The following is a 25,992-nucleotide window of genomic DNA, read 5'->3' as shown; positions in this document are numbered from 1 at the left end:
CGGCGACTCTAGCACCGAAGTTCCGGATGACGGAACGCGGGCCTTGTGGCGCATTGCCGCAGTGCCCTGCCAGAACCTTTCCCGCCGATTCAGCCGGGCGCAGTGGCCTTCAGACCGGCCAGCAACAGGCGCTGGAAGGCCTGCTCGCGCAGCCCTTCGGGGTTCTCCAGGCCCATGCGCCGGAGGTGTTCAGCGCAGGCCTCGGCCGAGGCGACCTCGAACAGCGCACTCATGCCCAGATCGAGGGCGTCCTCCAGGCGCAGCCGGGCGCCGAGCCAGCGCAGGGCCCGCAGCAGGTCCTGCTCCACGGGGGTGAAGTCGCAGCCCAGCGGGTACTCCGCGAACAGCCGCGGGTGCTCGGCCTGCACCCTGTGCAGGCGCCAGGGCGTGTTGCCGCGACAGGCCGGGTCGAGCACGAAATCCGACGGCAGCTTGCCGGCCGCCTTGGCCTGGGCCACCAGCTCGTCCTGGAAACGTGCGTCGCTGATGCGCAGCAGGGCTTCCACCACCTCGGCATCGTTGCGCCCGCGCAGGTCGGCGATGCCGTATTCGGTGACGACGATGTCCCGCAGGTGGCGCGGGATGGTGGTGTGGCCGTAGTCCCAGAGGATGTTGGAATGGGCCTCGCCGCCCGCCTCGCGCCAGCTGCGCAGCATCAGGATGGAGCGGGCGCCGTCCAGCTCATGGGCCTGGGCGACGAAGTCGTACTGCCCGCCGACGCCGCTGAGCACGCGGCCGTCCTCCAGTTGGTCGGCGGCGCTGGCCCCCAGCAGCGTCACGCAGAAGCAGCTGTTGATGAAGCGCGCATCACGCCGTTGCTGGCGCTTGAGGGCTTCGTCGCCGAGCAGGCGGTTGACGTAGCCGATGCCGGTCATGGCGATGCGCGCCCGGCCGGCGTCGTCCAGTGCCGCCAGGCGCCGGTAGAAGTCGCGGGGCCCGAGGAAGAAGCCGCCGTGGATGCACACACCGCCACGGGCGCTTCCCAGGTGGTCCACCAGGGCGGCGCGGGTCGCCGGTGCCTCGATGTCCGCCGGCAACCGGCGGCCGTCGGGCAGTTGCAGGTGCTCGCCGTCGAGGGCCAGGCGGCTGTCGAGCAGGCCGTGGCCCTGGGCCCAGCCCAGGGTGTCGGCGTCCAGGCGCGGCGGCAGGGCGGCCAGCAGCGCCTCGGGGTCGACCACGCGCCCTTCGGCGTCCAGCACGCCGGCGTCCGCCAGGCGCTGCAGGCGCAGGTCCGGGTAGGCGCGGCGTCCGAGGATGCCGGCTTCCAGCAGGTCCAGCAGCCCGGGCAGGACCATTTCACTGTTGGCATAGAGGCCCTGGCGGAACGGCGCCAGGCCGCCCTCGCGGTCGATCAGCCCGTCCCAGCGCCCCGGCACCTCCAGGGCGTCGAGCACCGCCCGGTAGGCGGCGTTGTCCCGGTGCCGGGCCAGCAGCGCGGCGGTGAGGGCGTCAGCCATGGCGCCGATGCCCACCTGCAGGGTGCCGCCGTCACGCACCAGGGTGCTGGCGTGCAGGCCGATGGCGTGGTCCTGGGCACTGACGGGCATGTTCGGGGTGGAGAACAGCGGGGTGCGCTCGGTCTCGTCCAGCACCAGGTCGAAGGTCGCCGCCGGCACCTCGGCATCCCCCGGCATGTAGGGCAGCGCCTCGTGCACCTGGGCCACGCAGAGCACGGTCTCGCCGCGCTGGCGACGGCCGTCGAGGTCGGGCAGCAGGTCGAGGGTGATATCCGGGTTGCAGCTGAGGCTGAACGTCCCCGGCCGCGCGGGATCGCGCGCCACCAGCTGGGCCAGCAGGTTGAGCCGCTTGCGCGCCAGGTCCCGGGCGACATGGCTGTAGTTGAGGCTGACGTAGTGCTGCTGGGCGCGGGGGTTGTCCAGCTGGCTGGCGGGCTGCAGGTAGAACTCCTCGATGCGGATGTGCGCCGGCAAGGTGCCCTGTTCAAGGTCGGCCAGGTAGTCCAGCTCGGGGCAATCCCCCAGCACCCGCTCGAAGAACGGCTCGGCGAAGCGCCGCTCCAGCTCCCCGGACGGCCGGGGCCGGGCCAGGGACAGCGCGGTGTAGAGCGTCAGCGAACGCTCGGGCATGGCCTTGATGCGCTGGTACAGGGCGTTGACGAAGCGCACCGGCTTGCCCAGCCCGAGGGGAATGCCCAGGCGGATGGGCCCGTCGATGCGCGCCAGCACCTCATCCACCACCTGTTCCAGGGATCGCTCTGCCACGGGGAACTCCTTGCATCGGCTCGTCCCGGGGTTGGACCGGCAGCGGGTGCGTTTCGATCCCCCCACGTCGCGCAGCCAGCCGCTTTGCCGCGATTGCGCGGCGGACAAACTTTGAGGCAGCATCGGGACGGTGCTGGCATGGCACCTGCATTCCGTTCCCTATCCCTACCGACGCCGAGGTCTTCCCATGCGCATCGTCCAAGCCACCCTGGAGCATCTGGACCTGCTGAGCCCGATGTTCGTGAAGTACCGCGAGTTCTACGGCGAGCTGCCCTTCCCGGACTCCTCGCGCAAGTTCCTGGAGACCCGCCTCAAGCGCAAGGAATCGGTCATCTACCTGGCCCTGGCCGATGACGAGGACAAGTTGCTGGGCTTCTGCCAGCTCTACCCGAGCTTCTCCTCGCTGTCGCTCAAGCGCGTGTGGATCCTCAACGACATCTATGTCGCCGAGGACGCCCGTCGCCAGTTGGTGGCCGACCGCCTGCTGCAGACCGCGAAGAAGATGGCCAAGGAAACCAACGCCGTGCGCCTGCGGGTGTCCACCAGCGTCGGCAACGAAGTGGCACAGAAGGTCTACGAGTCCATCGGCTTCCGCGAGGACAGCCAGTTCAAGAACTACATCCTGCCCATCGGTGACTGAGCCCGCTCCTCACAGGCCCAGCCCCCACCACAACCCGATCACCACCGGCACCGCCAGCAACCCCGCCAGCGCCAGGCGCACCTTGCGCCCGTCGCGCGGCGTGGGGGCCTGGCGCGCGGCCTGCAGGGCCCGTTCCAGGGCCAGCTGGAACTCGGAAAGCGCCTCGAAGCGCGCCCGCGCCTGGGGCGCCAGGGCCCGCGCCAGCACACCGTCCCAGCCCTCCGGCAGCCCGGCGCGAAAGCTCGCCAGCGGCACGTAGCGGCTGGCCTGCCCGCCCTCGGGGCGCGCCACTTCGGGCCATTGCCCGCTGAGCATCCAGTAGCACAGCGCGGCCAGGGCGAACTGGTCGGCCGAGCCGTCCGCCGCCCGTCCATGGCGCAACTCCGGGGCCAGGGGCACGGCCTGGGCCGGGACCGATTGGCGCTGCACGCCGGGGAGGATCGCGGCGAACTCCGGCAACAGCAGCACCCGGCCGTCGTCCCCCACCAGGATCTGCCGGGGGTTCAGCCACAGCCCCTGCATGCCGCGCCGCTGCAAGGCCCGCACCGCTTCGATCAGCTGGCACAGCAGGGCGACCAGGGTCGCAGGCGGCAACGGCCCCTGGCTGCCGATCCAGTCCGCCAGGCTGCGCACGCCGGCCGGGGGCGGCTCGAACAGGAGAAAGGCATGCCGGCGCGGCCGGTGGGGCGACAGCACCTGGGGCAGGCTGGCCACCGGGCTGCGCCGCAGCACCCATTCGCGCTGCCAGAAGGCTTCGTCGGCCGGGCCTTCGGCCAGCCACAGCAGGGCCTCGCGCCCGATGTCGTCCCGGGCGCGGAACAGCCGCCCGGGCGGCCCGTAGGCGCAGGCGGCCTGGAGCGCCCAGCCGTCCACCTGCAGGCCGGGCGCGGCATCCGGAACCGCCGGCCAGCTGTTGCCCGGGGTGGGCGCCGGCAACTGGTCGGCGGCACCGGGCAGCAGCACGGCCGCCGCACCGGGGGCCGCCAGCAGCGGTTCGAGCACCTCGCCCAGGCGCCCGGGAGCGAGTTCGGCGCAATCAGCCTGGAAGCGTTGCAGGTCAGCCACCTGCAGCAAGGGCTGCGGTGCCAGCAACAACGGCTCGCCCATGCGCAGCGGCAGGCTGTGCTGCACCACCGCCAGCTCGGGCTGGGCGCCCAGGCCGCCCTCGTGGCCGGGCAGTTGCTCCAGCACGCCGCGATGGACCCGCGCCAGGCCCACGGCACCGGCCTGGAGGAAATGCAGCTGGCCGTCCTGCGCCAGCACCAGGCCGGCGCTCAGCTCGGGCAGGCACGCGCTGGCCTGGCCGTGCTTGTAGAGCCGCAGGTTGAGCGCCGCCAGCACCTGGCGGGCGGCCTGCACCTCGCTCCAGCCCTCCGGGGTGCAGGCGTAGTCGGCGAACAGGGCGTCCAGGTGGTGGTCCAGCACCTGCACCACATCGGGGCACTGGCGGGCCCAGAGCAGCACCAGCATCAGCGACGGCGGCCGCCCCCGATGCCCGGCCACCCAGGCCGCCCGGGCGCGGGCGGCCTGCTGGGGCAGGTCCGGCCCGTGGCCCTGGGCCAGGCTCAGGGCAGGGTGTTCCAGCAGCTGCAGCGCCATGGGCGGGCCTCCATTGGTGGAAAACAATGGAAACAGTTGCAGCCTTCATGCCGGAAAACCCACGACGGAAGCTCGCCGCTCGCCCAGCCCTTGCCCCTATAATGCCGCTCGCCCGGCCACCGGCCGCCTCCGTTTTCCCGTTCAAGGCGCCCCATGGAATTCAACCCGATCGACCTGGTCCTGCACCTGGACCAGTACCTGAACCTGCTGGTCACCAACTACGGCCCCTGGATCTACGCCATCCTCTTCCTGGTCATCTTCTGCGAGACGGGCCTGGTGGTGACGCCCTTCCTGCCGGGCGACTCCCTGCTGTTCATCGCCGGCGCGGTGTGCGCCAACGGCGCCATGGACCCGGTCCTGCTGGCGCTGCTGCTGATGAGCGCCGCCATCCTCGGCGACAGCACCAACTACCTGATCGGCCGCACCACGGGCGAGCGCCTGTTCAGCCGGCCGAACTCGAAGATCTTCCGCCGCGACTACCTGGAGCGCACCCACGAGTTCTACGACCGCCACGGCGGCAAGACCGTGACCCTGGCGCGCTTCCTGCCCATCGTGCGCACCTTCGCCCCCTTCGTCGCCGGCGTCGGACGCATGCCCTACGGCCGCTTCGTGGCCTTCAGCGTCGCCGGCAGCATCCTCTGGGTCGGCGGCCTGGTGACCCTGGGCTACTTCTTCGGCAACGTGCCCTTCATCAAGCAGAACCTCTCGCTGCTGGTGATCGGCATCATCCTGCTGTCGCTGCTGCCGATGATCATCGGCTTCCTGCACCGTCGCCTGCGCCCGGCCGAAGCCGGCGACGCCCCGCACAGCTGACCGCCACCCCATGGGCTTCTTCCGCGACTGGCGGCGCCGCCGCATCCTGGCCCGCCACCCGGTGGACGACGCCCTCTGGGCCGAGGTGCGCCAGGCGCTGCCGATCCTCGATGGCCTGGACGCGGAGGAAGACGCCCGGCTGCGGGAACGCAGCGTGCTGTTCCTCGCCGAGAAGCACCTGAGCCTGCTGGGCGACTTGCAGCTCGACGCCCGCGAGCGCCTGCTGCTGGCAGCCCAGGCCCAGCTGCCGCTGCTGCACCTGGAGGAACTGGGCTGGTACCAGGGCTTCCACGAGCTGGTGATCTACCCCGACGACTTCGTCAGCCCCCAGCGCCACCGCGACAGCGCCGGCGTGGTCCACGAATGGGACGACGAGCGCAGCGGTGAAGCCTGGCACCAGGGGCCGGTGGTCCTGGCCTGGCCGGGCATCCAGGCCAGCGGCGGCTGGGAAGGCTACAACCTGGTGATCCACGAACTGGCCCACAAGCTGGACATGCTCAACGGCGACGCCAACGGCCTGCCGCCGCTGCACCGCGACATGCGCCAGTCGGACTGGGCCGAGGCGATGCAGAGCGTCTACGACGAACTCAACGCCCGCCTGGACGAAGACGAGAACGCCGAGCTGCCCATCGACCCCTACGCCGCCGAAGACCCGGCGGAGTTCTTCGCCGTCACCAGCGAATACTTCTTCACCGCCCCCGACCTGCTGCAGGCCGCCTACCCCGGGGTCTACGCGCAATTGCGGCTGTTCTACCGGCAAGACCCGGGCGCCCGACTGGCCCGCCTCCAGGCCGAGGATCCGGCCTACCGGGACACGACCAACGGATGAGCACGGCGGCGTAGCAACGCCCCCTGAATGTGCATATAATCCGCCCACTTTTTTTGGCCCATTCCAGGGAGTCGACCATGAGCTACAGCAAGATCCCGGCTGGCAAAGACCTGCCGAACGACATCTACGTCGCGATCGAAATCCCGGCCAACCATGCGCCGATCAAATACGAAATCGACAAGGACAGCGATTGCCTGTTCGTCGACCGCTTCATGGCCACCCCGATGTTCTACCCGGCCAACTACGGCTACATCCCCAACACCCTGGCTGACGACGGCGACCCGCTGGACGTGCTGGTCGTGACCCCCTACCCGGTCGCACCGGGCTCGGTCATCCGCGCCCGTCCGGTCGGCGTCCTGCACATGACCGACGAAGCCGGCGGCGACGCCAAGCTGCTCGCCGTTCCCCACGACAAGCTGTCCCAGCTGTACGTGGACGTGAAGGAATACACCGACCTGCCGGCCCTGCTGCTGGAGCAGATCAAGCACTTCTTCGAGAACTACAAGGACCTCGAGAAAGGCAAGTGGGTGAAGGTGGAAGGCTGGGGCAACGCCGACGCCGCCCGCGCAGAAATCACTAAAGCGGTTGCGGCTTACCAGAAGTAAGCCCCGACCTCTCAAGGAAAGCCGGCCACAAGCCGGCTTTTTTATTGCCCGCATTCCGGGACTGCGCTGCCCGGCCCATCAGCGCGATGGGGTCACTCGGCAGCCTTAGGGAGCACCGACGCCCCAAACGCCCACCGGACGGCCCGGACGCGGCCCCCCGCATGGATCGGGTAAGATGCGCCGCTTTCCGCCGCCAGACGCCACGCTCACGAGGTCCTCACCGTGCTATCCCCCCAGGTCATCATCATTGGCGCCGGTGCCGCCGGGCTGATGTGCGCCATGAGCGCCGCCGCGCGCGGACGCCGCGTACTGCTGCTGGACCACGCCAACAAGGCCGGGAAGAAGATCCTCATGTCCGGGGGCGGCCGCTGCAATTTCACCAACCTGTATTGCGAGCCGGCGAACTTCCTCTCCCACAACCCGCACTTCTGCAAGTCCGCCCTGGCACGCTTCACCCAATGGGACTTCATCGCCCTGGTGGCCAAGCACGGCGTGCCCTACCACGAGAAAAAGCTCGGCCAGCTGTTCTGCGACCACAAGTCCAGCGACATCCTCGGCCTGCTGCTGGAAGAGTGCGAGCAGGCGGGCGTGGACCTGCGTCTGAACACCTCGGTCAGCGCGATCAGCCGCCACGAAGGGGGCTATCGCCTGGAGACCAGCCAGGGCCCCGCCCAGTGCGAATCCCTGGTCATCGCCACCGGCGGGCTGTCCATCCCCACCCTGGGCGCCACCGGCTTCGGTTACCAGGTGGCCCGCCAGTTCGGCCATACGGTGCTGCCCACCCGCGCCGGGCTGGTGCCGTTCACCGTCACCGATCCGCAGTTGAAGGCCCTGTGCGAGGCCCTGTCCGGCACCTCGGTGGAAGACTGCCGGGTCAGCTGCAACGGGCAGAGCTTCGTCGAGAACATCCTCTTCACCCACCGCGGGCTCAGCGGGCCGGCGATCCTGCAGATCTCCTCCTACTGGCAGCCCGGCGATGTCGTCAGCATCGACCTGCTGCCCGCCCTCGACCTGCCGACCTGGCTGGCCGAGCAGCAGCGCGAGCGGCCCAACAGCGAGTTGAAGACGCTGCTGGCCGAGCTGTTCACCAAGAAGATGGCCGGGCTGCTGGCCGAGCAGTGGTTCACTTCCAAACCGATGAAGCAGTACAGCCCTGGCGAACTGAAGGCCATCGCCGAGCGCCTGGGCAACTGGCAACTGGTGCCGGCAGGCACCGAGGGTTACCGCACGGCGGAGGTCACCCTCGGTGGGGTGGACACCCGCGAGGTGTCATCCAAGACCCTGGAGTCGCTGAAGTCCCCCGGGCTCTACTTCGTCGGCGAGGTGCTGGACGTCAGCGGCCACCTGGGCGGCTTCAACTTCCAGTGGGCCTGGGCCTCCGGCTACGCCGCCGCGCAGTACGTGTAGGGCCGCGCGAGCGGGGCGTCACGCGTCGCCTTCGCCCCCGCGCCGCAGCAGGTAGGTGTCCATGATCCAGCCGTTGGCCTCACGCGCCGCCTGGCGCACGCGGGCGATGTCCTCGGCCACGTCCTTGAGCTTGCCGGCTACCAGTATCTCGTCCGGCGTGCCGACGTAGGCCCCCCAGTAGATGTCGAGGTCCGGCGCGTTCAGACGCCGGTAGGTGTCCTCGGCGTCGAGCATCACCACCACGCTGTCGGCATGCGCCGGGAAGCCCTCGGCCAGGCGCCGCCCGGTGGTGATCTCGATGGTTCCGCCGATGCGGTTCAGCGGCACCTTGTGGCGCGCGGCCAGCGCCTGGACGCTGCTGATGCCGGGGATGACCTCGTACTCGAAGGCATGCCGGCCGTCCCGCAGGATGGCCTCGAGGATGCGGATGGTGCTGTCGTACAGGGCCGGATCGCCCCAGACCAGGAAGGCCCCGCATTCGTCCTCGCCGAGGTCGCCGATCAGGCGCTCGAACACCTGCTGCTTGGCCAGGTTCAGGTCCTTGACCGCCACGCCGTAGTCGCCGCCGCGTTCGCGCTCCGGGCTGCCCGCCTCGACGAAGCGGTAGTCGCGGTCCTTGATGTAGCGCTCGCAGATTTCCCGGCGCAGGTGGATGAGTTTTTCCTTGCTGATGCCCTTGTCCAGGATGAAGAAGACGTCAGCCTGGTTGAGCGCGTTGATGGCCTGGATGGTGATGTATTCGGGGTTGCCGGCACCGATGCCGATGATCAACAGCTTCTTCATGGAGAGACCCTCACGCGTTCGCAGGGCCGACATGTTGATGGCAAAGCCCCGACGAGTGAAGGATTTTCACCGCCCCAATTAATCGCCGCTGCTTCGCCGCCAGGCGCCGGCCGTCGCCGCAGCGACCTGCCGCGTGTCTACCGGGCAGCCACGCCTGGGCACTGGCGGCCAATTCCCCTATCCTTCCCGCCGGCGAACCCACTGCGGCATCGGCTACCGGTCAGCGGACCGGTCCCTGGCGCGCCCGCCCTCCTCGCTCCCGTCACGTCCCCCGAGTGTCTGCCTGCACGCCCTGGCCAGGGCCATGCGGATGACCGACGGGCGCCCCCGGAGTCGCCCCCTTCACCGTTCCACCCTTTCTTACGCTGGTGCCCCTGCATGGAAATCAAGGTCAATTTTCTCGACAACCTCCGCCTCGAAGCCAAGTTCGACGACTTCACGGTGATCGCCGACCAGCCGATCCGCTACAAGGGCGACGGCTCGGCGCCGGGGCCGTTCGACTACTTCCTGGCCTCCTCGGCCCTGTGCGCGGCGTACTTCGTCAAGCTGTACTGCCAGACCCGCGACATCCCCACCGACAACATCCGCCTGTCGCAGAACAACATCGTCGACCCGGAGAACCGCTACGCGCAGATCTTCAAGATCCAGGTGGAGCTGCCGGCCGACATTTCCGAGAAGGACCGCCTGGGCATCCTCCGCTCCATCGACCGCTGCACGGTGAAGAAGGTGGTGCAGCAGGGCCCCGAGTTCATCATCGAAGAGGTGGAGAACCTCGACGCCGATGCCCAGGCCCTGCTGATCCCCACCAGTAGCGGCCAGCGCACCTGCATCCCCGGCAAGGACCTGCCGCTGGAAGAGACCATCGCCAACCTCTCCGGCCTGCTCGCCGGGCTGGGCATGAAGATCGAGATCGCCTCCTGGCGCAACATCGTGCCCAACGTCTGGTCGCTGCACATCCGCGACGCCAGCTCGCCGATGTGCTTCACCAACGGCAAGGGATCGACCAAGGAAAGCGCCCTGGCCTCGGCCCTGGGCGAGTTCATCGAGCGGCTGAACTGCAACTTCTTCTACAACGACCAGTTCTGGGGCGAGGACATCGCCAACGCCGACTTCGTCCACTACCCGAACGAGCGCTGGTTCAAGCCCGGCCCGAAGGACGCCCTGCCGGCCGAGATCCTCGACGAGCACTGCCTGGCGATCTACAACCCGGACGGCGAGCTGCGCGGCTCGCACCTGTACGACACCAACTCCGGCAACACCGCGCACGGCATCTGCTCCCTGCCCTTCGTGCGCCAGTCCGACGGCGAGACGGTGTACTTCCCGTCCAACCTGATCGAGAACCTCTACCTCAGCAACGGCATGAGCGCCGGCAACACCCTGGCCGAAGCCCAGGTGCAGTGCCTGTCGGAGATCTTCGAGCGGGCGGTCAAGCGCGAGATCCTCGAAGGCGAGCTGGCCCTGCCGGACGTGCCCCAGGCCGTGCTGGCCAAGTACCCCGGCATCCTCGCCGGCATCCAGGGCCTGGAGGAGCAGGGCTTCCCCGTGCTGGTGAAGGACGCCTCCCTGGGCGGTGAATTCCCGGTGATGTGCGTAACCCTGATGAACCCGCGCACCGGCGGCGTATTCGCCTCCTTCGGCGCCCACCCGAGCTTCGAAGTGGCGCTGGAGCGCAGCCTCACCGAGCTGCTCCAGGGGCGCAGCTTCGAGGGCCTCAACGACCTGCCGCAGCCGACCTTCGAAAGCCACGCGCTGACCGAGCCGAACAACTTCGTCGAGCACTTCATCGACTCCAGCGGCGTGGTGTCCTGGCGCTTCTTCAGCGCCAGGGCCGACTTCGAATTCGTCGAGTGGGACTTCTCCAGCCAGGGCGAGGACGGCAACGCCGAGGAGGCCGCCACCCTGTTCGGCATCCTCGAAGACATGGGTAAGGAGGTGTACATGGCGGTCTACGACGACCTCGGCGCCAACGCCTGCCGCATCCTCGTGCCCGGCTACTCGGAGATCTACCCGGTGGAGGACCTGATCTGGGACAACACCAACAAGGCCCTGCTGTTCCGCGCCGACATCCTCAACCTGCACCGCCTGAGCGACCGCGAGCTGAAATCGTTGCTGCGCAACCTGGAGAACACCGAGGTCGACGACTACACCGACATCACCACGCTGATCGGCATCGAGTTCGACGACAACACCGTGTGGGGGCAGCTGACCGTGCTGGAGCTGAAGCTGCTGATCCACCTCGCCCTGAAGCGCTTCGACGAGGCCAAGGAGCTGGTGGAAGCCTTCCTCCAGTACAACGACAACACCGTCGACCGCGGCCTGTTCTACCAGGCCCTGAACGCGGCGCTGGAAGTGACCCTGGACGACGACCTGGACATGGCCGACTACGAGACCAACTTCCGCCGCATGTTCGGCAACGAGCGCATGGACGCGGTGCTGGGCTCCCTGGACGGCAGCGTGCGCTTCCACGGCCTGACCCCCACCAGCCTGAAACTGGAAGGGCTGGACCGCCACCAGCGCCTGATCGACAGCTACAAGAAGCTGCACGCCGCGCGGGCCCGCGCAGCCGCTGCGCGGGGCTGAGCCCCTGGCGGGCGCCTCTTCCCCGAAGGCGCCCTACCAGCGCAACAGACGGGGGCCGAGCACGGCCCCCAGCACGGTGGGCAGCAGCATGCCCAGCAGGTACCAGACACCCCAGAACGGCACGCCCATCTCCGGGCAGTGCAGGCTGTAGGCCAGCGCCGACGTAGCGCCCGCCAGCAGGCCGGCGGCCGCGCCGGCCTGGCCCAGGCGCACCGGGGCCAGGCCCCGCAGGGCCCAGGTGATGGCCGCCAGGGTGGGCACCGCCAGCAGGCCGATGTTCAACGCGCAGGTGCGCCAGGTGCGGCCCAGCACCAGCTCGGGCCGGGCCTCGGCGGGCACGCCGGCCAGCGCCACGGCACCACCGATCCACACCAGCACCACCGGCAGGGCCAGCAGGCCCCAGGCCACTCCGCCCTTCACCCCCGGCCGCGCCAGGCGGCTGCACAGCCACAACGCCAGCAGCGCCAAGCTGCCCGGCAGCGCCAGCTTGGCCCAGAACAGCAGGGTGCCGGCCACCTGCGCCAGGTCCGGGCGTACGCCGTACAGGCTGGCCATCAGCAGCAGTGCACCAAGGGCCCCGCCCAGCAGGGCCAGGCCGATGCGCCGCGCCAGGGCGCCGGTGTCGACGCCCGGGTCAGCGGTAGCCAGGAGGCTGATCAGGTCATCGGTCTTCATCGTTCTGCGTTCCTCGAATCAGGGCCGCCAGGGCCTTCAGGCCCCGGTGGATGTTCACCTTCACGGCGGAGCTGGACTGCCCGGTAAGGCGCGCCGTCTCCTCCACCGACAGGCCGTCCAGCTTGACGTGGACGATGGGCAGCCGCTGCCGGTCGGGCAGTTGCCCGAGCAGCCGCCCCAGGTCCCGCCGTGCCTCGGCGGGCGAACCGTCCTCGACGGCCAGCAGCGTCTGCTCGCTGTCTTCCAGCGGGTCCTGCAGGGCCTCGCGGCGGGCGAACCCACGGAAATGGTCCGCCAGCTTGTAGCGGGCGATGGCGTAGACCCAGGCCGTCAGCGGCTGGTCGGCGCGGTAGGTGTGGCGGGCGTTGTGCACCGCCAGCAGCACCTCCTGCAGCAGGTCCTCCACATCGGTCGGGCGGCTGGCCAGGCGATGGCGGAGAAAGCCCCGCAGGTAACCACCCAGTGCCGTGAGAAAGCCCCGGTAGGCCGCCGCATCACCGGCCATGCCGCGCAGCAGCAAGCCCTGAAGCTCGGCTTCGCGCTGGTCCAGGGTGGCCTGAGGGTCAGTTCGTGACATGGGCGGGTCGGGTTACACCGGGGGTCGGGAAAAGTGGCTCGGGGCGACGAACGGCAGGCAAGGGTCCGTCGTGGCGGCGGTTTTTAATACGTTAGGAGGCGCCTGGGCAAATCTCCACACCCGCGCATGCGCACGCCCGCAGGCGCTCCAGGGCCCAGCCAGTGCGGTGTTGGCAGGCGTGCAAAAAAATTTTCGAAACCCCTGTAACCGTTTCCGCAAGGCCGACGAACTCTCTCACGAGCCGGCGACGCAGCGTCGCGGCCATCCCACCTTTCGGAGAGATTCCATGAAAACCATCGCCCTCACCACCGCCGCCCTCGCCCTGGCCTCCCTCGCCGGTGCCGCCTTCGCCGACGACATGAGCGCCAAGCCCGCCGGGGCCATGGAGAAATGCTACGGCGTGGCTATGGCCGGCCAGAACGACTGCAAGGCCGGTGCCGGCACCAGCTGCGCCGGTAGCTCGAAGAAGGACTACCAGGGCGACGCCTGGAAGAACGTTCCCGCCGGCACCTGCACCTCGATCAAGACGCCCCACGGCATGGGCTCGCTGACCCCGATCAAGGGCTGAGTGGAGCGCCGACCATGTCCGTCACCCACCGCCTGGGCGCCGGCCTCGGCCTGAAGCCGGCGCACTTCGCCGAGGCCCTGGTCAGCGAGGCCGAGGGGCTCTGGTACGAGGTGCACCCGGAGAACTACATGGTCGGCGGACCACGCCTGGCCTGGCTGGAGCGGGTGGCCGAACGCCACCCGCTATCGCTGCACGGGGTGTCGCTGTCCCTGGCAGCCGATGCCCCGCCGGACCCGGCGCACCTGGCACGCCTGCGCGAACTGGCCGACCGGGTGCGGCCGGTGCTGGTGTCCGAGCACCTGGCCTGGTCCGCCTGGCGCGGCCAGTACCACCCCGACCTGCTGCCCTTCCCCCGTACCCTTGAGGCGCTGACGCGCATCGCCGACAACATCCAGCGCACCCAGGACGCCCTGGGCCGCCCCATTGCCGTGGAAAACCCCAGCCACTACCTGCGCCTGGACGGCCACGCCTTCGACGAGATCGACTTCCTCGCCGAGCTGAGCCGGCGCACCGGCTGCGGCCTGCTGCTGGACCTGAACAACGTCCACGTCAGCGCCCACAACCTCGGCTTCGACCCGCTCGCCTACCTGGACCGCTTCCCCGCCGAAGCCGTGGTGGAGCTGCACCTGGCCGGCTACAGCGAGGACGCCAACGGCCCGTTGCTGATCGACAGCCACGACGCCCCGATCGACGACGCCGTATGGGCCCTGCACGCCCACCTGGTGCAACGCATCGGCCCGCGTCCGACGCTGATCGAACGGGACGACAACCTGCCGGCCTTCACCGAACTGCTGGCCGAACGGGCACGCGCCCAGGCCCAGCTGCAACGTGCGCGGGAGGCGGCATGAAGCTCGCCGAGTTCCAGGACGCCTTCGTCGACGCGCTCTACCAGCGCCCCCACCCCGGCCTGGAAGCGCTCAGCGCCCAGCCGGCGTTCGCCGTCTACCGCAACACCGTGATCAAGGGCTGCGTGGATGCCCTGTGCGACAACTTCCCCGCCGTCCAGCGCCTGGTGGGCGAAGCCTGGATGCGCGCCGCCGCCGCCCACTTCGCCGAGCAGCATCCCCCGCAGGACGCGCGCCTGGTGCACTACGGCGCCGGCTTCGCCGACTTCCTCGACGGCCTGCCGGCCACCCGCGAGCTGCCCTACCTGGCCCCGGTGGCGCGCCTGGAATGGCTCTGGCTGGAGGCGTTCACCGCGCCGCTGGAACCGGCGCTGACCCTGTCCGGGCTGGCCGGCCACGACCCGGCAGCGCTCGACGCCCTGTGCCTGCGCCCCACGGCCGGCGCGCGCTGGCGCTGGTTCGACGAGCAGCCGATCCACACCCTCTGGCACTGCAGCCGTGAAGGCCTGCCGCTGCCCGACCCCCTGCCGTGGCACGGCGAAGGCGCACTGCTGGTGGCCTCGCCCGAAGGCGTACACAGCCGGGCGCTGGGCCCCGGCGCTTGCGCCTTCCTCGATGCCTGCGCCGCCGGCCTGCCCCTGGGCGAAGCCGCCGCCCAGGCGCTGGTACGCGAACCCGCGCTGGACTTCACCGAACTGCTGGGCCGGCTGATGGCCCTCGGCACCTTCTCCCCCCTCGATTGAAACGGAGCCCCCATGGCCATCACCCTCCCCGCCCGACCGTCACGCTGGAACCGCCTGGCCGACGGCCTGCAACGCCTGCTGCCGGATGCCCTTCTCTATCTGCTGGTGCGCGTGGGGATCGCCTCGGTCTTCTTCCTCTCCGGCCGCACCAAGGTGGAAGGGCTGCTGAGCATCACCCCCGGCACCTACGAGCTGTTCCGCAGCGAGTACGCCCTGCCGCTGCTGCCGCCGGAGCTGGCGGCGCACCTGGCCACCTACGCCGAGCACCTGTTCCCGCTGCTGCTGGTGCTGGGCCTGGCCACGCGCCTGTCGGCCCTGGCCCTGCTGGGCATGACCCTGGTGATCGAGGTGTTCGTCTACCCGGACGCCTGGTCCACCCACCTGTCGTGGGCGGCCCTGCTGCTGGTGCTGGTGGGACGCGGCGCTGGCGCCTGGTCCCTGGACCGGCGCCTGGGCCTGCGTTGATATGCGCCTCTAAAAACTGCCTCGTTTCTTGTAGCTGCTGTTGTGGCTCTTCCCTCCTCAATCCATCTCTCTACTTGGAGAGGATGAGCAGTTTGTGAGCGCACACTGCGCTGTTGCCAAGCACCGGATGGTGGGGTGGGGACAGTGCCCCTTCAGGAGGCCGAGCGGAATCGTCGTGTAAGGGGCTGAGCGACATGGATGTCGCGAGAGCGCTGTCGGGCCATGGATGGCCCGTCAGCGCGTGCCCCTGGAGCGACGATGCAGCGAGGGGACCCGGCGCAGCCGGGCCGTATGCAGGGGCGAGCCTTTTTGGTTTCTTTTTTGGCGACTGAAAAAAGAAACTCGCCAGGCAAGGCGAAACAGGTGATATCCACAGAACTCAATAAACGGCTTGGCGCCGCAAACAGTATCGGGACATTGCCTTTAGAGCCGCCTGAAAGGGCGTCAGGTGTACTTGGTGAAAATGGCGCGGACCCGCGCCAGGGTGGCCTCGGCATCCTGGCCGGATTCGGCGAAGGCCTCCTCCAGCAGGCAGGCCAGCATCTCCTGATAGGCCTTGTCGAGCGCCTTGCGGGCGGCGCTGAACTGCACCGCGATGGTTTCGCATTCCTCGCCACGGCGGATCATCGCCTGCAGGCCACGGACCTGCCCCTCGACACGGGCGAGGCGGTTGAGCATGGCTTCCTGGGGCGTGGTGTCTCGCTTTCGGCTCACGGTGGGTGTCCATCAGGGCTGGAGGGGGTATCACGGCCACCGAAGCGGCGGGCGTGGGGCCGATGTTAGCGCCGCCCAGGCTCGGCAACCAGCACCCCGCGCACGCCATTCGGCGGACAACTCCCTCGCAATACGGCCTCTTCCACGGCCCATACCCAGGCGGGTATGAGAATCAGTCCCGGACACGCTCGCCCCTCGGATTCGCCAGACACGGAAACCTCGGCTTAAGTGTCTAGAGCAACCGCCGATAGCCCGGTAGTCCACCGACGGGGAGTCCAGTCATGTCCATTCGCAGTTACCGCGTTTCCACCCGGATCGGCGCCGGTTTCGCCGCCCTCGTCCTCCTGCTGCTGGCGGTGGGAGCCGGCTCGCTGTGGCAGATGGGGCACATGGACGAAAAATCCGAGGAGGTCCAGAGCAACTGGCTGCCCAGCATCATCGCCCTGGAAGACGTGGGCATGAGCGCCATGCAGATGCGCAACGCCACCCTGCGGGCCTACATCGACTACAACCCGCAGACCCGCCAGCGCGTCATGGACGAACGCAACACGCTGGCCGGCAAGGAAGAGACCTACCGCCCGCTGATCTCCAGCTCGGAGGAGAAAGCCAGCTACGAACGCTTCGCCGCCGCCCGCCAGGCTTACCAGGACACCCAGACGAAGATCTTCGAGATGCTCGACGCCGGGCAGAAGGACCAGGCCCTGCAGCTGGTGAATGGGGTGCTTAACCAGCACGGCGGGAAGATGACCGAGGCCCTGCAGGCGCTGGTGCAGATCAACAAGCAGGGGGCGAGTACCGCCGCCGATGCCAGCGGCGCGGCTTACCACGAGGCCAAACTCCTGGTGCTGGTGATCCTCGGCGGCGCCCTGGGATTGGCCATCGTGCTGGCGGTGGTGCTTTCGCGCAGCGTGGTGCACCCGCTGGCCCAGGCGGTGGGCGTTGCGCAGACCGTGGCCGCCGGCGACCTGACCCGGCCGATCCCCATCGAGGGCCGCGACGAAGCCACCCAACTGATGGAAGCCCTGCGCGCCATGCAGGACAGCCTGCGCCGCACCATCAGCCATATCATCGACTCCTCCGCCCAGCTCGCCTCGGCCTCCGAGGAACTGCACGCGGTGACCGAGGACTCCACCCGTGGCCTGCAGCAGCAGAACCACGAGATCGAACAGGCCGCCACGGCGTGCAACGAGATGAGCGCTGCCGTGGATGGCGTCGCCCATAACGCCTCCATCACCCTCGACGCCTCGCGCCAGGCCGACACCGCCGCACGAGAGGGCAGCCGGCAGATGACCGAAACCGTGCATGCCATCAGCGCCCTGGCCGGCGAGGTGAACACCAGCGCCGAGCGGGTCGGAAACCTCGCGCAGCAGATGCAGAACGTCGGCAAGGTGCTGGACGTGATCCGCTCCATCGCCGAGCAGACCAACCTGCTGGCCCTCAACGCCGCCATCGAGGCCGCCCGCGCCGGCGAGCAGGGCCGTGGTTTCGCCGTGGTGGCCGACGAAGTGCGCCTGCTGGCCCAGCGCACCCAGGAATCCACCCTGGAGATCGAGCAGATGGTCGGCCGCCTGCAGCAGGAAGCCACCAGTTCCGTGCAGACCATGCAGGACAGCACCGAACTGGCCCGCGACACCGCCCAACTCGCCGAGCGCGCCAACCAGAGCCTGCAGGAAATCTCCCGCACCATCGCCGCCATCAACGAGCAGAACGTGATGATCGCCAGCGCCGCCGAAGAGCAGGCCGCCGTGGCCCGCGAGGTGGACCGCAGCCTGATCAATATCCGCGACCTCTCCGCCCAGACCGCCGCCGGCGCCCAGCAGACCAGCGCCTCCAGCCAGGACCTGTCGCGCCTGGCCGTCGACCTCAACCGGGTGGTGTCCTCGTTCCGCCTCTAGCAACCGCGCCATTCGTCGGAAACCTCCTACGCCCCGGCCCGCCCAACAGCGGCCGGGGTGCGCGCCCTTTCACTGCAACCACGCGCAACATGCCATCAAAGAGCCATTAATCAGCCTCTGCAAAGCGAAACGGTGACCGGATGGCCGTGGATTTTCCGCCTATACCTTCTGTACCGCTGGCCCGGGCGCGACCAAGGTCTACCTGACCGCCCTGCGAGCCGGCGGGATGATCAGCAGGCGAAGCCCCGATTCGAAGGGCCGTGGAGCAACCTGATGTTTTCCGAGATCCCCTCCGATGCACGGGTCGTCATCGTCGACGATGTGGCCCACAACCTGAAGTTGCTGGAGTGCAGCCTGAAGGCCTTCAAGCTGCGCAACGTCGTGTGCTTTTCCGACTCCGCGGAGGCGCTGAACTGGCTGCAGCGCGAATCCTGGGACCTGCTCCTGCTGGACCTGGACATGCCCCAGCCCGATGGCTTCGCCATCCTCGAGGCCCTGGCCAACCGCGATCGGGCAAGGGCCCCGGTGATCATCCTCACCGCCCTCAACGACCCGGAGAACCGCCGCCGTGGTCTGGAACTGGGGGCCAACGACTACGTCACCAAGCCCCTGGACCTGCCCGAGCTGCTGCTGCGCATCCGCAACTGCCTGCACCTGGCACAGGCCACCGAGTGCCTGCAGCACCTCAACGAGCACCTCGAACAAGAGGTGCGCGAGCGCACCGAGCAGTTGAACGAAAGCTACCGCGCCGCCATACGCGGGCTCAGCCGGGCCGCCAGCTACCGCGACGACGAGACCGGCGAGCACATCCTGCGCATCGGCCGCTCCGCCGCCCTGCTGGCCCGCACGATCGGCATGTCGGAAACCTGGTGCGAAACCATCCGCCTCGCCGCCCCCATGCACGACCTGGGCAAGATCGGCATCCCCGACCACATCCTGCGCAAACCCGGCCCCCTCACCGACGAAGAGCGCCGGACCATGATGAAACACCCCGACATCGGCTACGGCATCCTCCACGAGGAGCGCGGCACGCTGCTGATCGACATGGCCGCCGAGATCGCCTACGGCCACCACGAGAAGTGGGACGGCAGCGGCTACCCGCGCGGGCTGGCCGGGGAGGACATCCCCCTGGCGGCACGGATCGTCGCCGTCTGCGACGTCTACGATGCCCTGCGCTCCCCCCGCCCCTACAAGCAGGCCTGGGACCTGGAACGTGCCCAGGCCCACATCCTCGAACAATCCGGGCGGCACTTCGAACCGCGCCTGGTGGAAGCCATGCGCGCCTGCTTCGACCAGATCGAAGCCGAACGCCAGCAGGAGCAGATCCGCCTCTGACCGCCGCGATTGTTACGCCCTGCGGAAAAGCCCTTCCTCCGCCAACGGCTTTTTCCGCAGCCGCGCGCGGGTTCTCATAGTGGCCTGTTCCACAGCCTGGAGAACGCCATGCGCACCCAACCCACCTTTCTCATCGGCGCCCTGCTCGCCGGCCTCGCCACCAGCGCCCTCGCCGCACCGCCGAAGCCTGTGCCCTACACCTACGGCATGGACCTGGACGTCGCCAAGGTGCTCAGCATCGAGGAGCCCCACCCGCTCACCTGCCAACTGGTGGAAGCGACCATGACCTACCTCGACACCCACGGACAGACCCGCGCCGTCACCTACACCAAGCAGTCCGACGCCTGCCTCGCCGAGTGACCTTGCGCTTTGCCCCGGGCCGCCCAGGTGCGTAAGCTCGCGCCTTTTTGCGGGGCCCCATGACGCTTGCCGACTGCTTCCTCCTGCTGCTCGCCGGTTTCGCCGCCGGCGGCATGAACGCCCTGGCCGGGGGCGGCACCTTTTTCTCCTTCCCCGCCCTCATGGCCACCGGCCTGCCGCCGGTCACCGCCAACGCCACCAACGCCGTCGCCCTCTGGCCCGCCAGCCTGGCCGCCAGCTGGGCCGCCCGCGAGCAGTTGCGCCCGCTGGGGCGCTACGTGATCCCCCTGGTGCTGCTCTCGGTGCTGGGGGGCGTGGCCGGCGGGCTGCTCCTGCTGGCCGGCGGCGATGCGGTGTTCCGCCGGCTCATCCCCTGGCTGCTGGCCGCCGCCACCCTGCTGTTCGCCGCCAGCCCCTGGCTGAGCCGCTGGGTGAACCGCCACCGCAGCGCCGACAGCCTGCCGCCCCACGGCCTCGGCGGCGGCCTGGCCCACGCCCTGGTGGCCGTCTACGGCGGCTACTTCGGCGCCGGCATGGGCATCCTTCAGCTGGCGGCCTTCTCCATCGAAGGGCACCCCCTGCTGCGCGCCAACGCCCTGAAGAACCTGCTCTCCAGCACCATCTACAGCACCGCCGTGATCACCTTCGTCCTCGCCGGCCGGGTCAGCTGGGCCGAACTGGCCGTCCTGCTGGCCGCCGCCAGCGCAGGCGGCTACGCCGGCGGCGCCCTGGCCAAACGCCTGCCCACCGCCTGGCTGCGCGCCTGGGTCATCGCCGTCGGCACCGGGATGACCGCCTACTACTTCCTCAACCCCTGAAACCCGGCGTTGCGTGACCGCTGAGCCGAGTAGGCGATGCCCCTCAGATCGTGCACGACGCGCACACGGTGATCGTCCCAGGCAATAGAAGGTGGGGCAGGGAAACGGCCCCTTCAGGAGGCCGAGCGCAGTCGTTGCGCAGGGGGACGAGCGGCATGGATGCCGCGAGAGGCGCGCCAGGCCATGGATGGCCCATCGCGCCGGCCCCCGTAGCGGCGACGGAGCGAGGGAAGTCCCGCGCAGCGGGACCCGGATGGCGGGGCGAGCCTTTTTGGTTTCTTTTTTGTGGGCGGCATTCCGACGATTGAAAAAAGAAACTCGCCAGGCAAGGCGAAACAGGCGACATCAGCAAAGCTCGATAACCAACCTGGCGTTGAGACACCGCTTTCGGGCAGCGCCATGGTGAAGGCACCGGCACCTACCACAACACCGTCCCTAAGCCACGAAACCACCCCGCTACGACCACCGTCGATTGCCCGCAAGGCCGCGCCTCTGCTAGTGTCCGCCCGTTCTGAAATCCCCCGAGACCCCTCCATGGCCCGCAAGAAAGCCACCCCCGACTTCGAACAGTCACTCGCCGACCTGCAAGCGCTGGTCGAACGCCTGGAAAGCGGCGAACTCTCGCTCGAAGACTCGCTGAGCGCCTTCGAGCAGGGCATCCGCCTGACCCGGGAATGCCAGGGCGCCCTGAGCCAGGCCGAACAGAAGGTGCAGATGCTGCTAGAGCGCGACGGCGAGCTGGAGGAAGCCCCCTTCGACGCGGACGAGCCGGCATGATCGCCGCCTACCAGGCCCGCTGCCAGGCACGCGTCGACGCCGCCCTGGAAACCCTCTTCGACGCCCCCTCCAACGAGCTGGACCGCCTCTACCAGGCCATGCGCTACAGCGTCACCAACGGCGGCAAGCGCGTCCGCCCGCTGCTGGTCTACGCCGCCTGCGAAGCCCTCGGCGGCAACCTCGACCAGGCCGACGGCGCCGCCTGCGCGGTGGAGCTGATCCACGCCTACTCCCTGGTGCACGACGACCTGCCGGCCATGGACGACGACGACCTGCGCCGGGGCAAGCCCACCACCCACAAGGCCTTCGACGAAGCCTGCGCCATCCTCGCCGGCGACGGCCTGCAGGCGCTGGCCTTCGAAGTGCTGGCCGACCGCCGCCGCAACCCGCAGGACGGCGACACACGCCTGACCATGATCACCGCCCTGGCCCGGGCCTCCGGCCCCGCCGGCATGGTCGGCGGCCAGGCCATCGACCTCGGCTCCGTGGGCATCCGTCTCGACCAGGCCGCCCTGGAAACCATGCACCGGCACAAGACCGGCGCCCTCATCGAAGCCAGCGTGCGCCTCGGCGCCCTGGCCAGCGGCCGTGCCGACGACACCCTGCTGCGTGCCCTGCAGGTCTATGCCCGCGCCGTGGGCCTGGCCTTCCAGGTGCAGGACGACATCCTCGACGTGGAAAGCGACACCGCCACCCTCGGCAAGACCCAGGGCAAGGACCAGGCTGCCGACAAGCCCACCTACCCCGCCCTGCTCGGCCTCGACGCCGCCAAGGACTACGCCCTGGAGCTGCGCGACCAGGCCCTGCACGCCCTGCGCCCCCTGGGCGAGGCCGCCGAGCCGCTGCGCGCCCTGGCCCGCTACATCGTCGAACGCCGCAGCTGACCCGGCGCCCCGCACGCACGGTGCGGGACCTGGCCCGGCAGGAAATGGCGACTGACCAACCGGTCACCTTCCCCCTCGTGAATACGCAATTGCGCGCCCCTCCCCGGGGCGCCCGGCCTCTGGCGCCCGCCGAACGGGCCGGGCTAGGTTCACAGCCCAAGGCCGCCCGGGACCGGCGGCCGACGGGCCGAACCCTCCCGACAGCCAGCCTCCGGCGTATGCACGATGCAGCTCGAATGCCTTTCACACGCCCCGGACCTGCCCAGCCTGCTGCGCTGCCTGGAGCAGGTCGCGCCGCTGCTGGACGCGATGCCGGACGTGGTGTTCTTCGTCAAGGACCTGGACGCCCGCTACGTGCTGGTCAACCAGACCCTCGCACAGCGCTGCGGCTTCAGGGACAAGGCGCCGCTGCTGGGGCGCACCGCCGAGGACGTGTTCCCGCGTCGCTTCGGCCACCTCTACACCGAGCAGGACCGCCAGGTGCTGGAGGCCGGCGACCAACTCAGCGACCAGCTGGAACTGCACCTCTACCCCGGCCGCAAACCCGGCTGGTGCCTGACCCACAAGCTGCCCCTGCGCGACCCGGCGCAGCGGGTCATCGGCATGGCCGGCATCTCCTACGACCTGCAGGCGCCGCAGTCCAGCCACCCGGCCTTCCAGCGCCTGGCGGCGGTGGACGCCCACATCCGCGAGCACTTCGCCGAGCCCATCAGCCTCGATGAACTCACCGCCATCGCCGGGCTCTCCGCCTCCCAGCTCGGCCGCCTGTGCAAGCGCATCTTCCAGCTCAGCCCCCGGCAGATGATCCACAAGGCGCGCCTGGGCGCCGCCACCCAGCTGCTGGCCGGCGAGCTGCCCATCACCGAGATCGCCTACCGCTGCGGCTATGCCGACCACAGCGCCTTCAGCCGCCAGTTCAAGGCCCTCACCGGGCTCTCCCCGAGCCAGTACCGCGAGCGCTGCCGCGCCTGAGGCCGGCCGCCCGGCTGTGCCGAACCGCGCACCGCAACCGGGCGAATCGATCAAGCCACCCGCCCGCGCCCCGTTCACAGTAGGCCCATCCACGGGGTGCAACGACGCCCCGGGGCGGCCCGCCCAGGCACTGCCCCCGCGCCAACAAGAACAAACACGCGAACGGAGAAATGCGATGTCATCCATCAGCATCAGCCAGCTGGACGTCAGCTACGGCAGCGGGATCAAGGTCATCGACGGCCTCAACCTGCACATCCCCGACGGCAGCTTCTTCACCCTGCTCGGCCCCAGCGGCTGCGGCAAGACCACCCTGCTGCGGGTGATCGCCGGCTTCATCCGCCCCAGCGGCGGGCGCTTGGCCTTCGGCGACGTCGACATGACCCAGGTCCCCGCCCACCGCCGGGGCATCGGCATGGTCTTCCAGGACTACGCCCTGTTCCCCGACAAGACCGTGTTCGACAACGTCGCCTACGGCCTGCGCGCCCGCCGGACCGACGCGGCGACCCTGCGCCGCAAGGTGGGCGAATACCTGGAGCGGGTCGGCATGAGCGGCTTCGCCGAGCGCCACCCCGCCGCCCTCTCCGGCGGCCAGCGGCAGCGGGTGGCCCTGGCCCGCGCCCTGGCCATCGAGCCCGAGGTGCTGCTGATGGACGAGCCGCTGTCCAACCTCGACGCCCAGCTGCGCCTGCAGATCCGCGCCGCCATCGCCGACCTGCAGCGGGAGATCGGCATCACCACCGTCTTCGTCACCCACGACCAGGAAGAGGCCCTGGCGCTCTCCGACTGCATCGCCCTGATGCGCAAGGGCCGCATCGAGCAACTGGGCAGCCCCCAGGCCATCTACCAGTCCCCCGCCAGCACCTACGCCGCCGACTTCATCGGCTCGGCCAACCTGCTGGCCGCGCGGGTGCTGGAACAGGCCGGCGACGACGGCATCCGCGTGCTGGTGGCCGGCCAACCGCTGCAGGCCCGGGCCGAGACGGCGCTGCCCGAGCCCGAGGTGCACCTGGTAGCACGGCCGGAAAGCATCCGCTTGCGCCCCGCCGGGCAGAACCTCGGCAACTGCCTGGCCGGCCAGGTGCGGCGCAAGCAGTACCTGGGCAACCGCACCAGCTACCGCATCGAGCTGGCCGACGCCCAGCAGCTCAGCGTCGACCGCTTCGGCACCGACGGCGACGGCTTCCACGAAGGCCAGCTGGTGAGCCTGGAGTTCGACCCCGCACAGCTCCGGGTGGTGGCCCAATGAACCGGCGCCTGCCCTCCCCCTGGCTGCTTCTCGCCCTGTTCGCCCTGGGGCTGCTGCTGGTGTTCCTGCTCTGGCCCCTGGCCAACCTGCTGCACGGCAGCGTGGCCGGTGCCGGCGGCAGTGGCTGGACCCAGTTGCTGGACGACCCGCGCTACCTGCGCGCCCTCGGCAACACCCTGCTGCTGGGCGCCCTGGTGACCGGCTGCGCCAGCGTGCTCGGGGTGTCCCTGGCCTACGTCACCGCGCGCTTCGACTTCCCCGGCAAGGCGCTGGTGGCGGTGCTGCCGGTGTGCACCCTGGTGGTCCCGGAGGTGATCGTCAGCCAGACCTGGCTGATGCTCCTCGGCAACAACGGCCTGCTCACCCGCGCCCTGGAGGACCACCTCGGCCTCGCCCTGCCCAGCTTCTACGGCTGGCCCGGCCTGGTACTGGTGATGAGCCTGGTCTACTACACCTACATCTACCTCGGCACCCTGGCCGCCATCCGCGGCTTCGACGCCCAGCTGGAAGAAGCCGCCCAGAGCCTCGGCGTGCCGCCGGCCAAGGCGCGCCTGCAGGTGATGCTGCCGGTGGTGCTGCCCGCCGTGCTGACCTCCGGGCTGCTGGTGTACACCCTGGTGGTGGGCAACTTCGCCATCGCCACCCTGCTGGGCGGCAAGGTGCAGCTGCTCTCGGTGCTCACCTACCTCAGCTTCGTCTCCGAGATGGGCACCAACGCCGGCCTGCAGAGCGCCCTGGCCACCCTGTCCATCGCCATCGTCGCCGGGGTGCTGTTCCTCCAGCGCTGGCTGGTGGGGCGCAAGCGCTACGAGATCGTCCAGGGCCGCAGCGCCCCGGCCCAGCGCCTGCGCGGGGTACGCGGCGCGCTGCTGGGCGCGGCCACGGCGCTGTTCATCCTGCTCTCCTCGCTGCCGCTGCTGACGGTGCTGGCCAGCGCCTTCACCCGCTCGCGGGGGCCGGTGATGCACTGGGGCCAGTTCTCCCTGGAGAACCTGGAGCGGGTCCTGCTGCGCAGCCCGGAACCCATCCTCAACACACTGGCCTACGGCGCCCTGGCGACCCTGGTGGGTATCCTGCTCAGCGTGGTCATCAGCTACCTGGTGATCAAGAAGAAGAACCTGCTCACCCCGGCCATCGACTACCTCGCCATGCTGCCCCTGGCCATGTCCGGCACGGTGCTCGGCATCGGCCTGGTGATGACCTTCAACAGCGGCCCGCTGGCCCTCAGCGGCACGGCGGCGATCATCGTCGTCGCCTTCGTCATCCGCCGTTTCCCCTTCGGCGTGCGCAGCGCCTCGGCCACCCTCTACAACATCCCCGACTCCATCGAGGAGGCCTCCATCAGCCTCGGCGTGCCGCCGCTGCGCTCCTTCTTCAAGGTGGTGCTACCGCTGATGGCGCCCGCCGTCGCCGCCGCGGTGGTGCTCACCTGGACCACCATCGTCGCCGAGCTGAGCGCCTCGCTGGTGGTGTACTCGGCCGGCCGCGAGACCATCACCATCCAGGTCTTCCGCCTGGTGGAAACCGGCCTCCAGGGCCAGGCAGCGGCCTACGGGCTGGTGCTGGTCCTGCTCACCCTCGTCCCGGTGGTCATCGCCACCCGGGTGTTCCGCATCAAGGTCTTCTGAACCGCAAGGAAG

The 25,992-nt window shown here is 69.4% G+C and carries 25 protein-coding genes; 19 read left to right on the top strand and 6 right to left on the bottom strand.

Going from position 1 to position 25,992, the window contains the following annotated elements; all coding sequences use genetic code 11:
• Positions 1 to 89: 89 nt before the first annotated feature.
• Positions 90 to 2,222, bottom strand: coding sequence for an acetyl-CoA hydrolase/transferase C-terminal domain-containing protein (locus BM198_RS23575; RefSeq protein ID WP_074972885.1), 2,133 nt, complete (start codon positions 2,220 to 2,222; stop codon positions 90 to 92).
• 187 nt (positions 2,223 to 2,409) lie between these two features.
• Between BM198_RS23575 and BM198_RS23570 the strand changes: the two genes are divergently transcribed.
• Entirely contained in the window at positions 2,410 to 2,862 is a 453-nt protein-coding gene (locus BM198_RS23570) for a GNAT family N-acetyltransferase (protein WP_044402397.1), read from the top strand.
• A 9-nt stretch (positions 2,863 to 2,871) separates the two neighbouring features.
• On the opposite strand, the gene BM198_RS23565 is transcribed toward BM198_RS23570, so the two are convergent.
• Complete coding sequence (locus BM198_RS23565) at positions 2,872 to 4,461, bottom strand: serine/threonine-protein kinase (RefSeq protein WP_074972883.1); 1,590 nt, start codon at positions 4,459 to 4,461, stop codon at positions 2,872 to 2,874.
• A 153-nt stretch (positions 4,462 to 4,614) separates the two neighbouring features.
• Here BM198_RS23565 and BM198_RS23560 point away from each other — a divergent pair, with 153 nt between their 5' ends.
• The 4 genes from BM198_RS23560 to BM198_RS23545 all read left to right on the top strand — a co-directional run bounded on the left by BM198_RS23560 (position 4,615) and on the right by BM198_RS23545 (position 8,115).
• Positions 4,615 to 5,274, top strand: coding sequence for a DedA family protein (locus tag BM198_RS23560; RefSeq protein ID WP_074972881.1), 660 nt, complete (start codon positions 4,615 to 4,617; stop codon positions 5,272 to 5,274).
• 10 nt (positions 5,275 to 5,284) lie between these two features.
• Positions 5,285 to 6,103, top strand: coding sequence for a M90 family metallopeptidase (locus tag BM198_RS23555; protein ID WP_074972879.1), 819 nt, complete (start codon positions 5,285 to 5,287; stop codon positions 6,101 to 6,103).
• A 77-nt stretch (positions 6,104 to 6,180) separates the two neighbouring features.
• Complete coding sequence (gene ppa, locus BM198_RS23550; RefSeq protein WP_044402408.1) at positions 6,181 to 6,708, top strand: inorganic diphosphatase; 528 nt, start codon at positions 6,181 to 6,183, stop codon at positions 6,706 to 6,708.
• 222 nt (positions 6,709 to 6,930) lie between these two features.
• On the top strand, positions 6,931 to 8,115 hold the full coding sequence (locus BM198_RS23545; protein WP_074972877.1) for a BaiN/RdsA family NAD(P)/FAD-dependent oxidoreductase: 1,185 nt from the start codon (positions 6,931 to 6,933) through the stop codon (positions 8,113 to 8,115).
• 18 nt (positions 8,116 to 8,133) lie between these two features.
• Here BM198_RS23545 and cobF read toward each other — a convergent pair whose 3' ends face one another.
• Positions 8,134 to 8,898 carry a precorrin-6A synthase (deacetylating) gene (gene cobF / locus BM198_RS23540; RefSeq protein ID WP_044402414.1) on the bottom strand — a complete coding sequence of 255 codons (765 nt, stop codon included), beginning with the start codon at positions 8,896 to 8,898 and terminating at the stop codon, positions 8,134 to 8,136.
• A 378-nt stretch (positions 8,899 to 9,276) separates the two neighbouring features.
• Between cobF and BM198_RS23535 the strand changes: the two genes are divergently transcribed.
• The gene (locus BM198_RS23535) at positions 9,277 to 11,478 is read left to right on the top strand and encodes an OsmC domain/YcaO domain-containing protein (protein ID WP_074972875.1); all 2,202 of its coding nucleotides are present in this window, start codon (positions 9,277 to 9,279) and stop codon (positions 11,476 to 11,478) included.
• A 33-nt stretch (positions 11,479 to 11,511) separates the two neighbouring features.
• Here BM198_RS23535 and BM198_RS23530 read toward each other — a convergent pair whose 3' ends face one another.
• Together BM198_RS23530 and BM198_RS23525 are read right to left on the bottom strand one after the other, a co-directional pair.
• Positions 11,512 to 12,153 (bottom strand): DUF1109 domain-containing protein, encoded by a 642-nt coding sequence (locus BM198_RS23530; RefSeq protein ID WP_074972873.1) that lies wholly within the window; start codon positions 12,151 to 12,153, stop codon positions 11,512 to 11,514.
• Positions 12,140 to 12,730 (bottom strand): sigma-70 family RNA polymerase sigma factor, encoded by a 591-nt coding sequence (locus BM198_RS23525; RefSeq protein WP_074972870.1) that lies wholly within the window; start codon positions 12,728 to 12,730, stop codon positions 12,140 to 12,142. Before BM198_RS23525 ends, BM198_RS23530 begins: the two co-directional genes overlap by 14 nt.
• Before the next feature lie 286 nt (positions 12,731 to 13,016).
• Here BM198_RS23525 and BM198_RS23520 point away from each other — a divergent pair, with 286 nt between their 5' ends.
• The 4 genes from BM198_RS23520 to BM198_RS23505 are packed head-to-tail and all read left to right on the top strand — an operon-like array spanning position 13,017 to position 15,351.
• Positions 13,017 to 13,298, top strand: coding sequence for a BufA1 family periplasmic bufferin-type metallophore (locus BM198_RS23520; protein ID WP_044402428.1), 282 nt, complete (start codon positions 13,017 to 13,019; stop codon positions 13,296 to 13,298).
• A 14-nt stretch (positions 13,299 to 13,312) separates the two neighbouring features.
• On the top strand, positions 13,313 to 14,146 hold the full coding sequence (gene bufB, locus BM198_RS23515) for an MNIO family bufferin maturase (protein WP_074972868.1): 834 nt from the start codon (positions 13,313 to 13,315) through the stop codon (positions 14,144 to 14,146).
• Positions 14,143 to 14,886, top strand: coding sequence for an HvfC/BufC N-terminal domain-containing protein (locus BM198_RS23510; protein ID WP_074972866.1), 744 nt, complete (start codon positions 14,143 to 14,145; stop codon positions 14,884 to 14,886). Before bufB ends, BM198_RS23510 begins: the two co-directional genes overlap by 4 nt.
• A 12-nt stretch (positions 14,887 to 14,898) precedes the next feature.
• A complete protein-coding gene (locus BM198_RS23505) occupies positions 14,899 to 15,351 on the top strand; it encodes a DoxX family protein (RefSeq protein WP_074972864.1) in 453 nt (150 codons plus the stop codon).
• Between the two features lie 444 nt (positions 15,352 to 15,795).
• Here BM198_RS23505 and BM198_RS23500 read toward each other — a convergent pair whose 3' ends face one another.
• Positions 15,796 to 16,029, bottom strand: coding sequence for a metal-sensing transcriptional repressor (locus BM198_RS23500; RefSeq protein ID WP_044402440.1), 234 nt, complete (start codon positions 16,027 to 16,029; stop codon positions 15,796 to 15,798).
• Between the two features lie 317 nt (positions 16,030 to 16,346).
• On the opposite strand from BM198_RS23500, the gene BM198_RS23495 reads away from it, so the two are divergent.
• The 9 genes from BM198_RS23495 (at position 16,347) to BM198_RS23455 (ending at position 25,980) form a co-directional block, all read left to right on the top strand.
• On the top strand, positions 16,347 to 17,960 hold the full coding sequence (locus BM198_RS23495) for a methyl-accepting chemotaxis protein (RefSeq protein ID WP_074972862.1): 1,614 nt from the start codon (positions 16,347 to 16,349) through the stop codon (positions 17,958 to 17,960).
• Positions 17,961 to 18,233: 273 nt separating this feature from the next.
• Complete coding sequence (locus BM198_RS23490; RefSeq protein WP_074972860.1) at positions 18,234 to 19,295, top strand: HD domain-containing phosphohydrolase; 1,062 nt, start codon at positions 18,234 to 18,236, stop codon at positions 19,293 to 19,295.
• A gap of 108 nt (positions 19,296 to 19,403) precedes the next feature.
• Positions 19,404 to 19,655, top strand: coding sequence for a DUF2790 domain-containing protein (locus BM198_RS23485; RefSeq protein WP_044402449.1), 252 nt, complete (start codon positions 19,404 to 19,406; stop codon positions 19,653 to 19,655).
• 59 nt (positions 19,656 to 19,714) lie between these two features.
• Positions 19,715 to 20,473, top strand: a complete 759-nt coding sequence (locus BM198_RS23480; RefSeq protein WP_074972858.1) for a sulfite exporter TauE/SafE family protein — start codon at positions 19,715 to 19,717, stop codon at positions 20,471 to 20,473.
• 534 nt (positions 20,474 to 21,007) lie between these two features.
• Complete coding sequence (locus tag BM198_RS23475; RefSeq protein WP_044402455.1) at positions 21,008 to 21,250, top strand: exodeoxyribonuclease VII small subunit; 243 nt, start codon at positions 21,008 to 21,010, stop codon at positions 21,248 to 21,250.
• Positions 21,247 to 22,134 carry a (2E,6E)-farnesyl diphosphate synthase gene (gene ispA / locus BM198_RS23470; RefSeq protein ID WP_074972856.1) on the top strand — a complete coding sequence of 296 codons (888 nt, stop codon included), beginning with the start codon at positions 21,247 to 21,249 and terminating at the stop codon, positions 22,132 to 22,134. Before BM198_RS23475 ends, ispA begins: the two co-directional genes overlap by 4 nt.
• Positions 22,135 to 22,359: 225 nt before the next feature.
• A complete protein-coding gene (locus BM198_RS23465) occupies positions 22,360 to 23,106 on the top strand; it encodes an AraC family transcriptional regulator (RefSeq protein ID WP_044402460.1) in 747 nt (248 codons plus the stop codon).
• Positions 23,107 to 23,281: 175 nt separating this feature from the next.
• The gene (locus tag BM198_RS23460; protein WP_074972854.1) at positions 23,282 to 24,352 is read left to right on the top strand and encodes an ABC transporter ATP-binding protein; all 1,071 of its coding nucleotides are present in this window, start codon (positions 23,282 to 23,284) and stop codon (positions 24,350 to 24,352) included.
• Complete coding sequence (locus tag BM198_RS23455; RefSeq protein ID WP_074972852.1) at positions 24,349 to 25,980, top strand: ABC transporter permease; 1,632 nt, start codon at positions 24,349 to 24,351, stop codon at positions 25,978 to 25,980. Before BM198_RS23460 ends, BM198_RS23455 begins: the two co-directional genes overlap by 4 nt.
• Positions 25,981 to 25,992: the final 12 nt, after the last annotated feature.

This window comes from Metapseudomonas otitidis (assembly GCF_900111835.1).
GTDB lineage: Bacteria > Pseudomonadota > Gammaproteobacteria > Pseudomonadales > Pseudomonadaceae > Metapseudomonas > Metapseudomonas otitidis.
The sequence above is the reverse complement of the archived record's forward strand: the minus strand, read 5'-3'. Positions and strand labels throughout refer to the sequence as shown.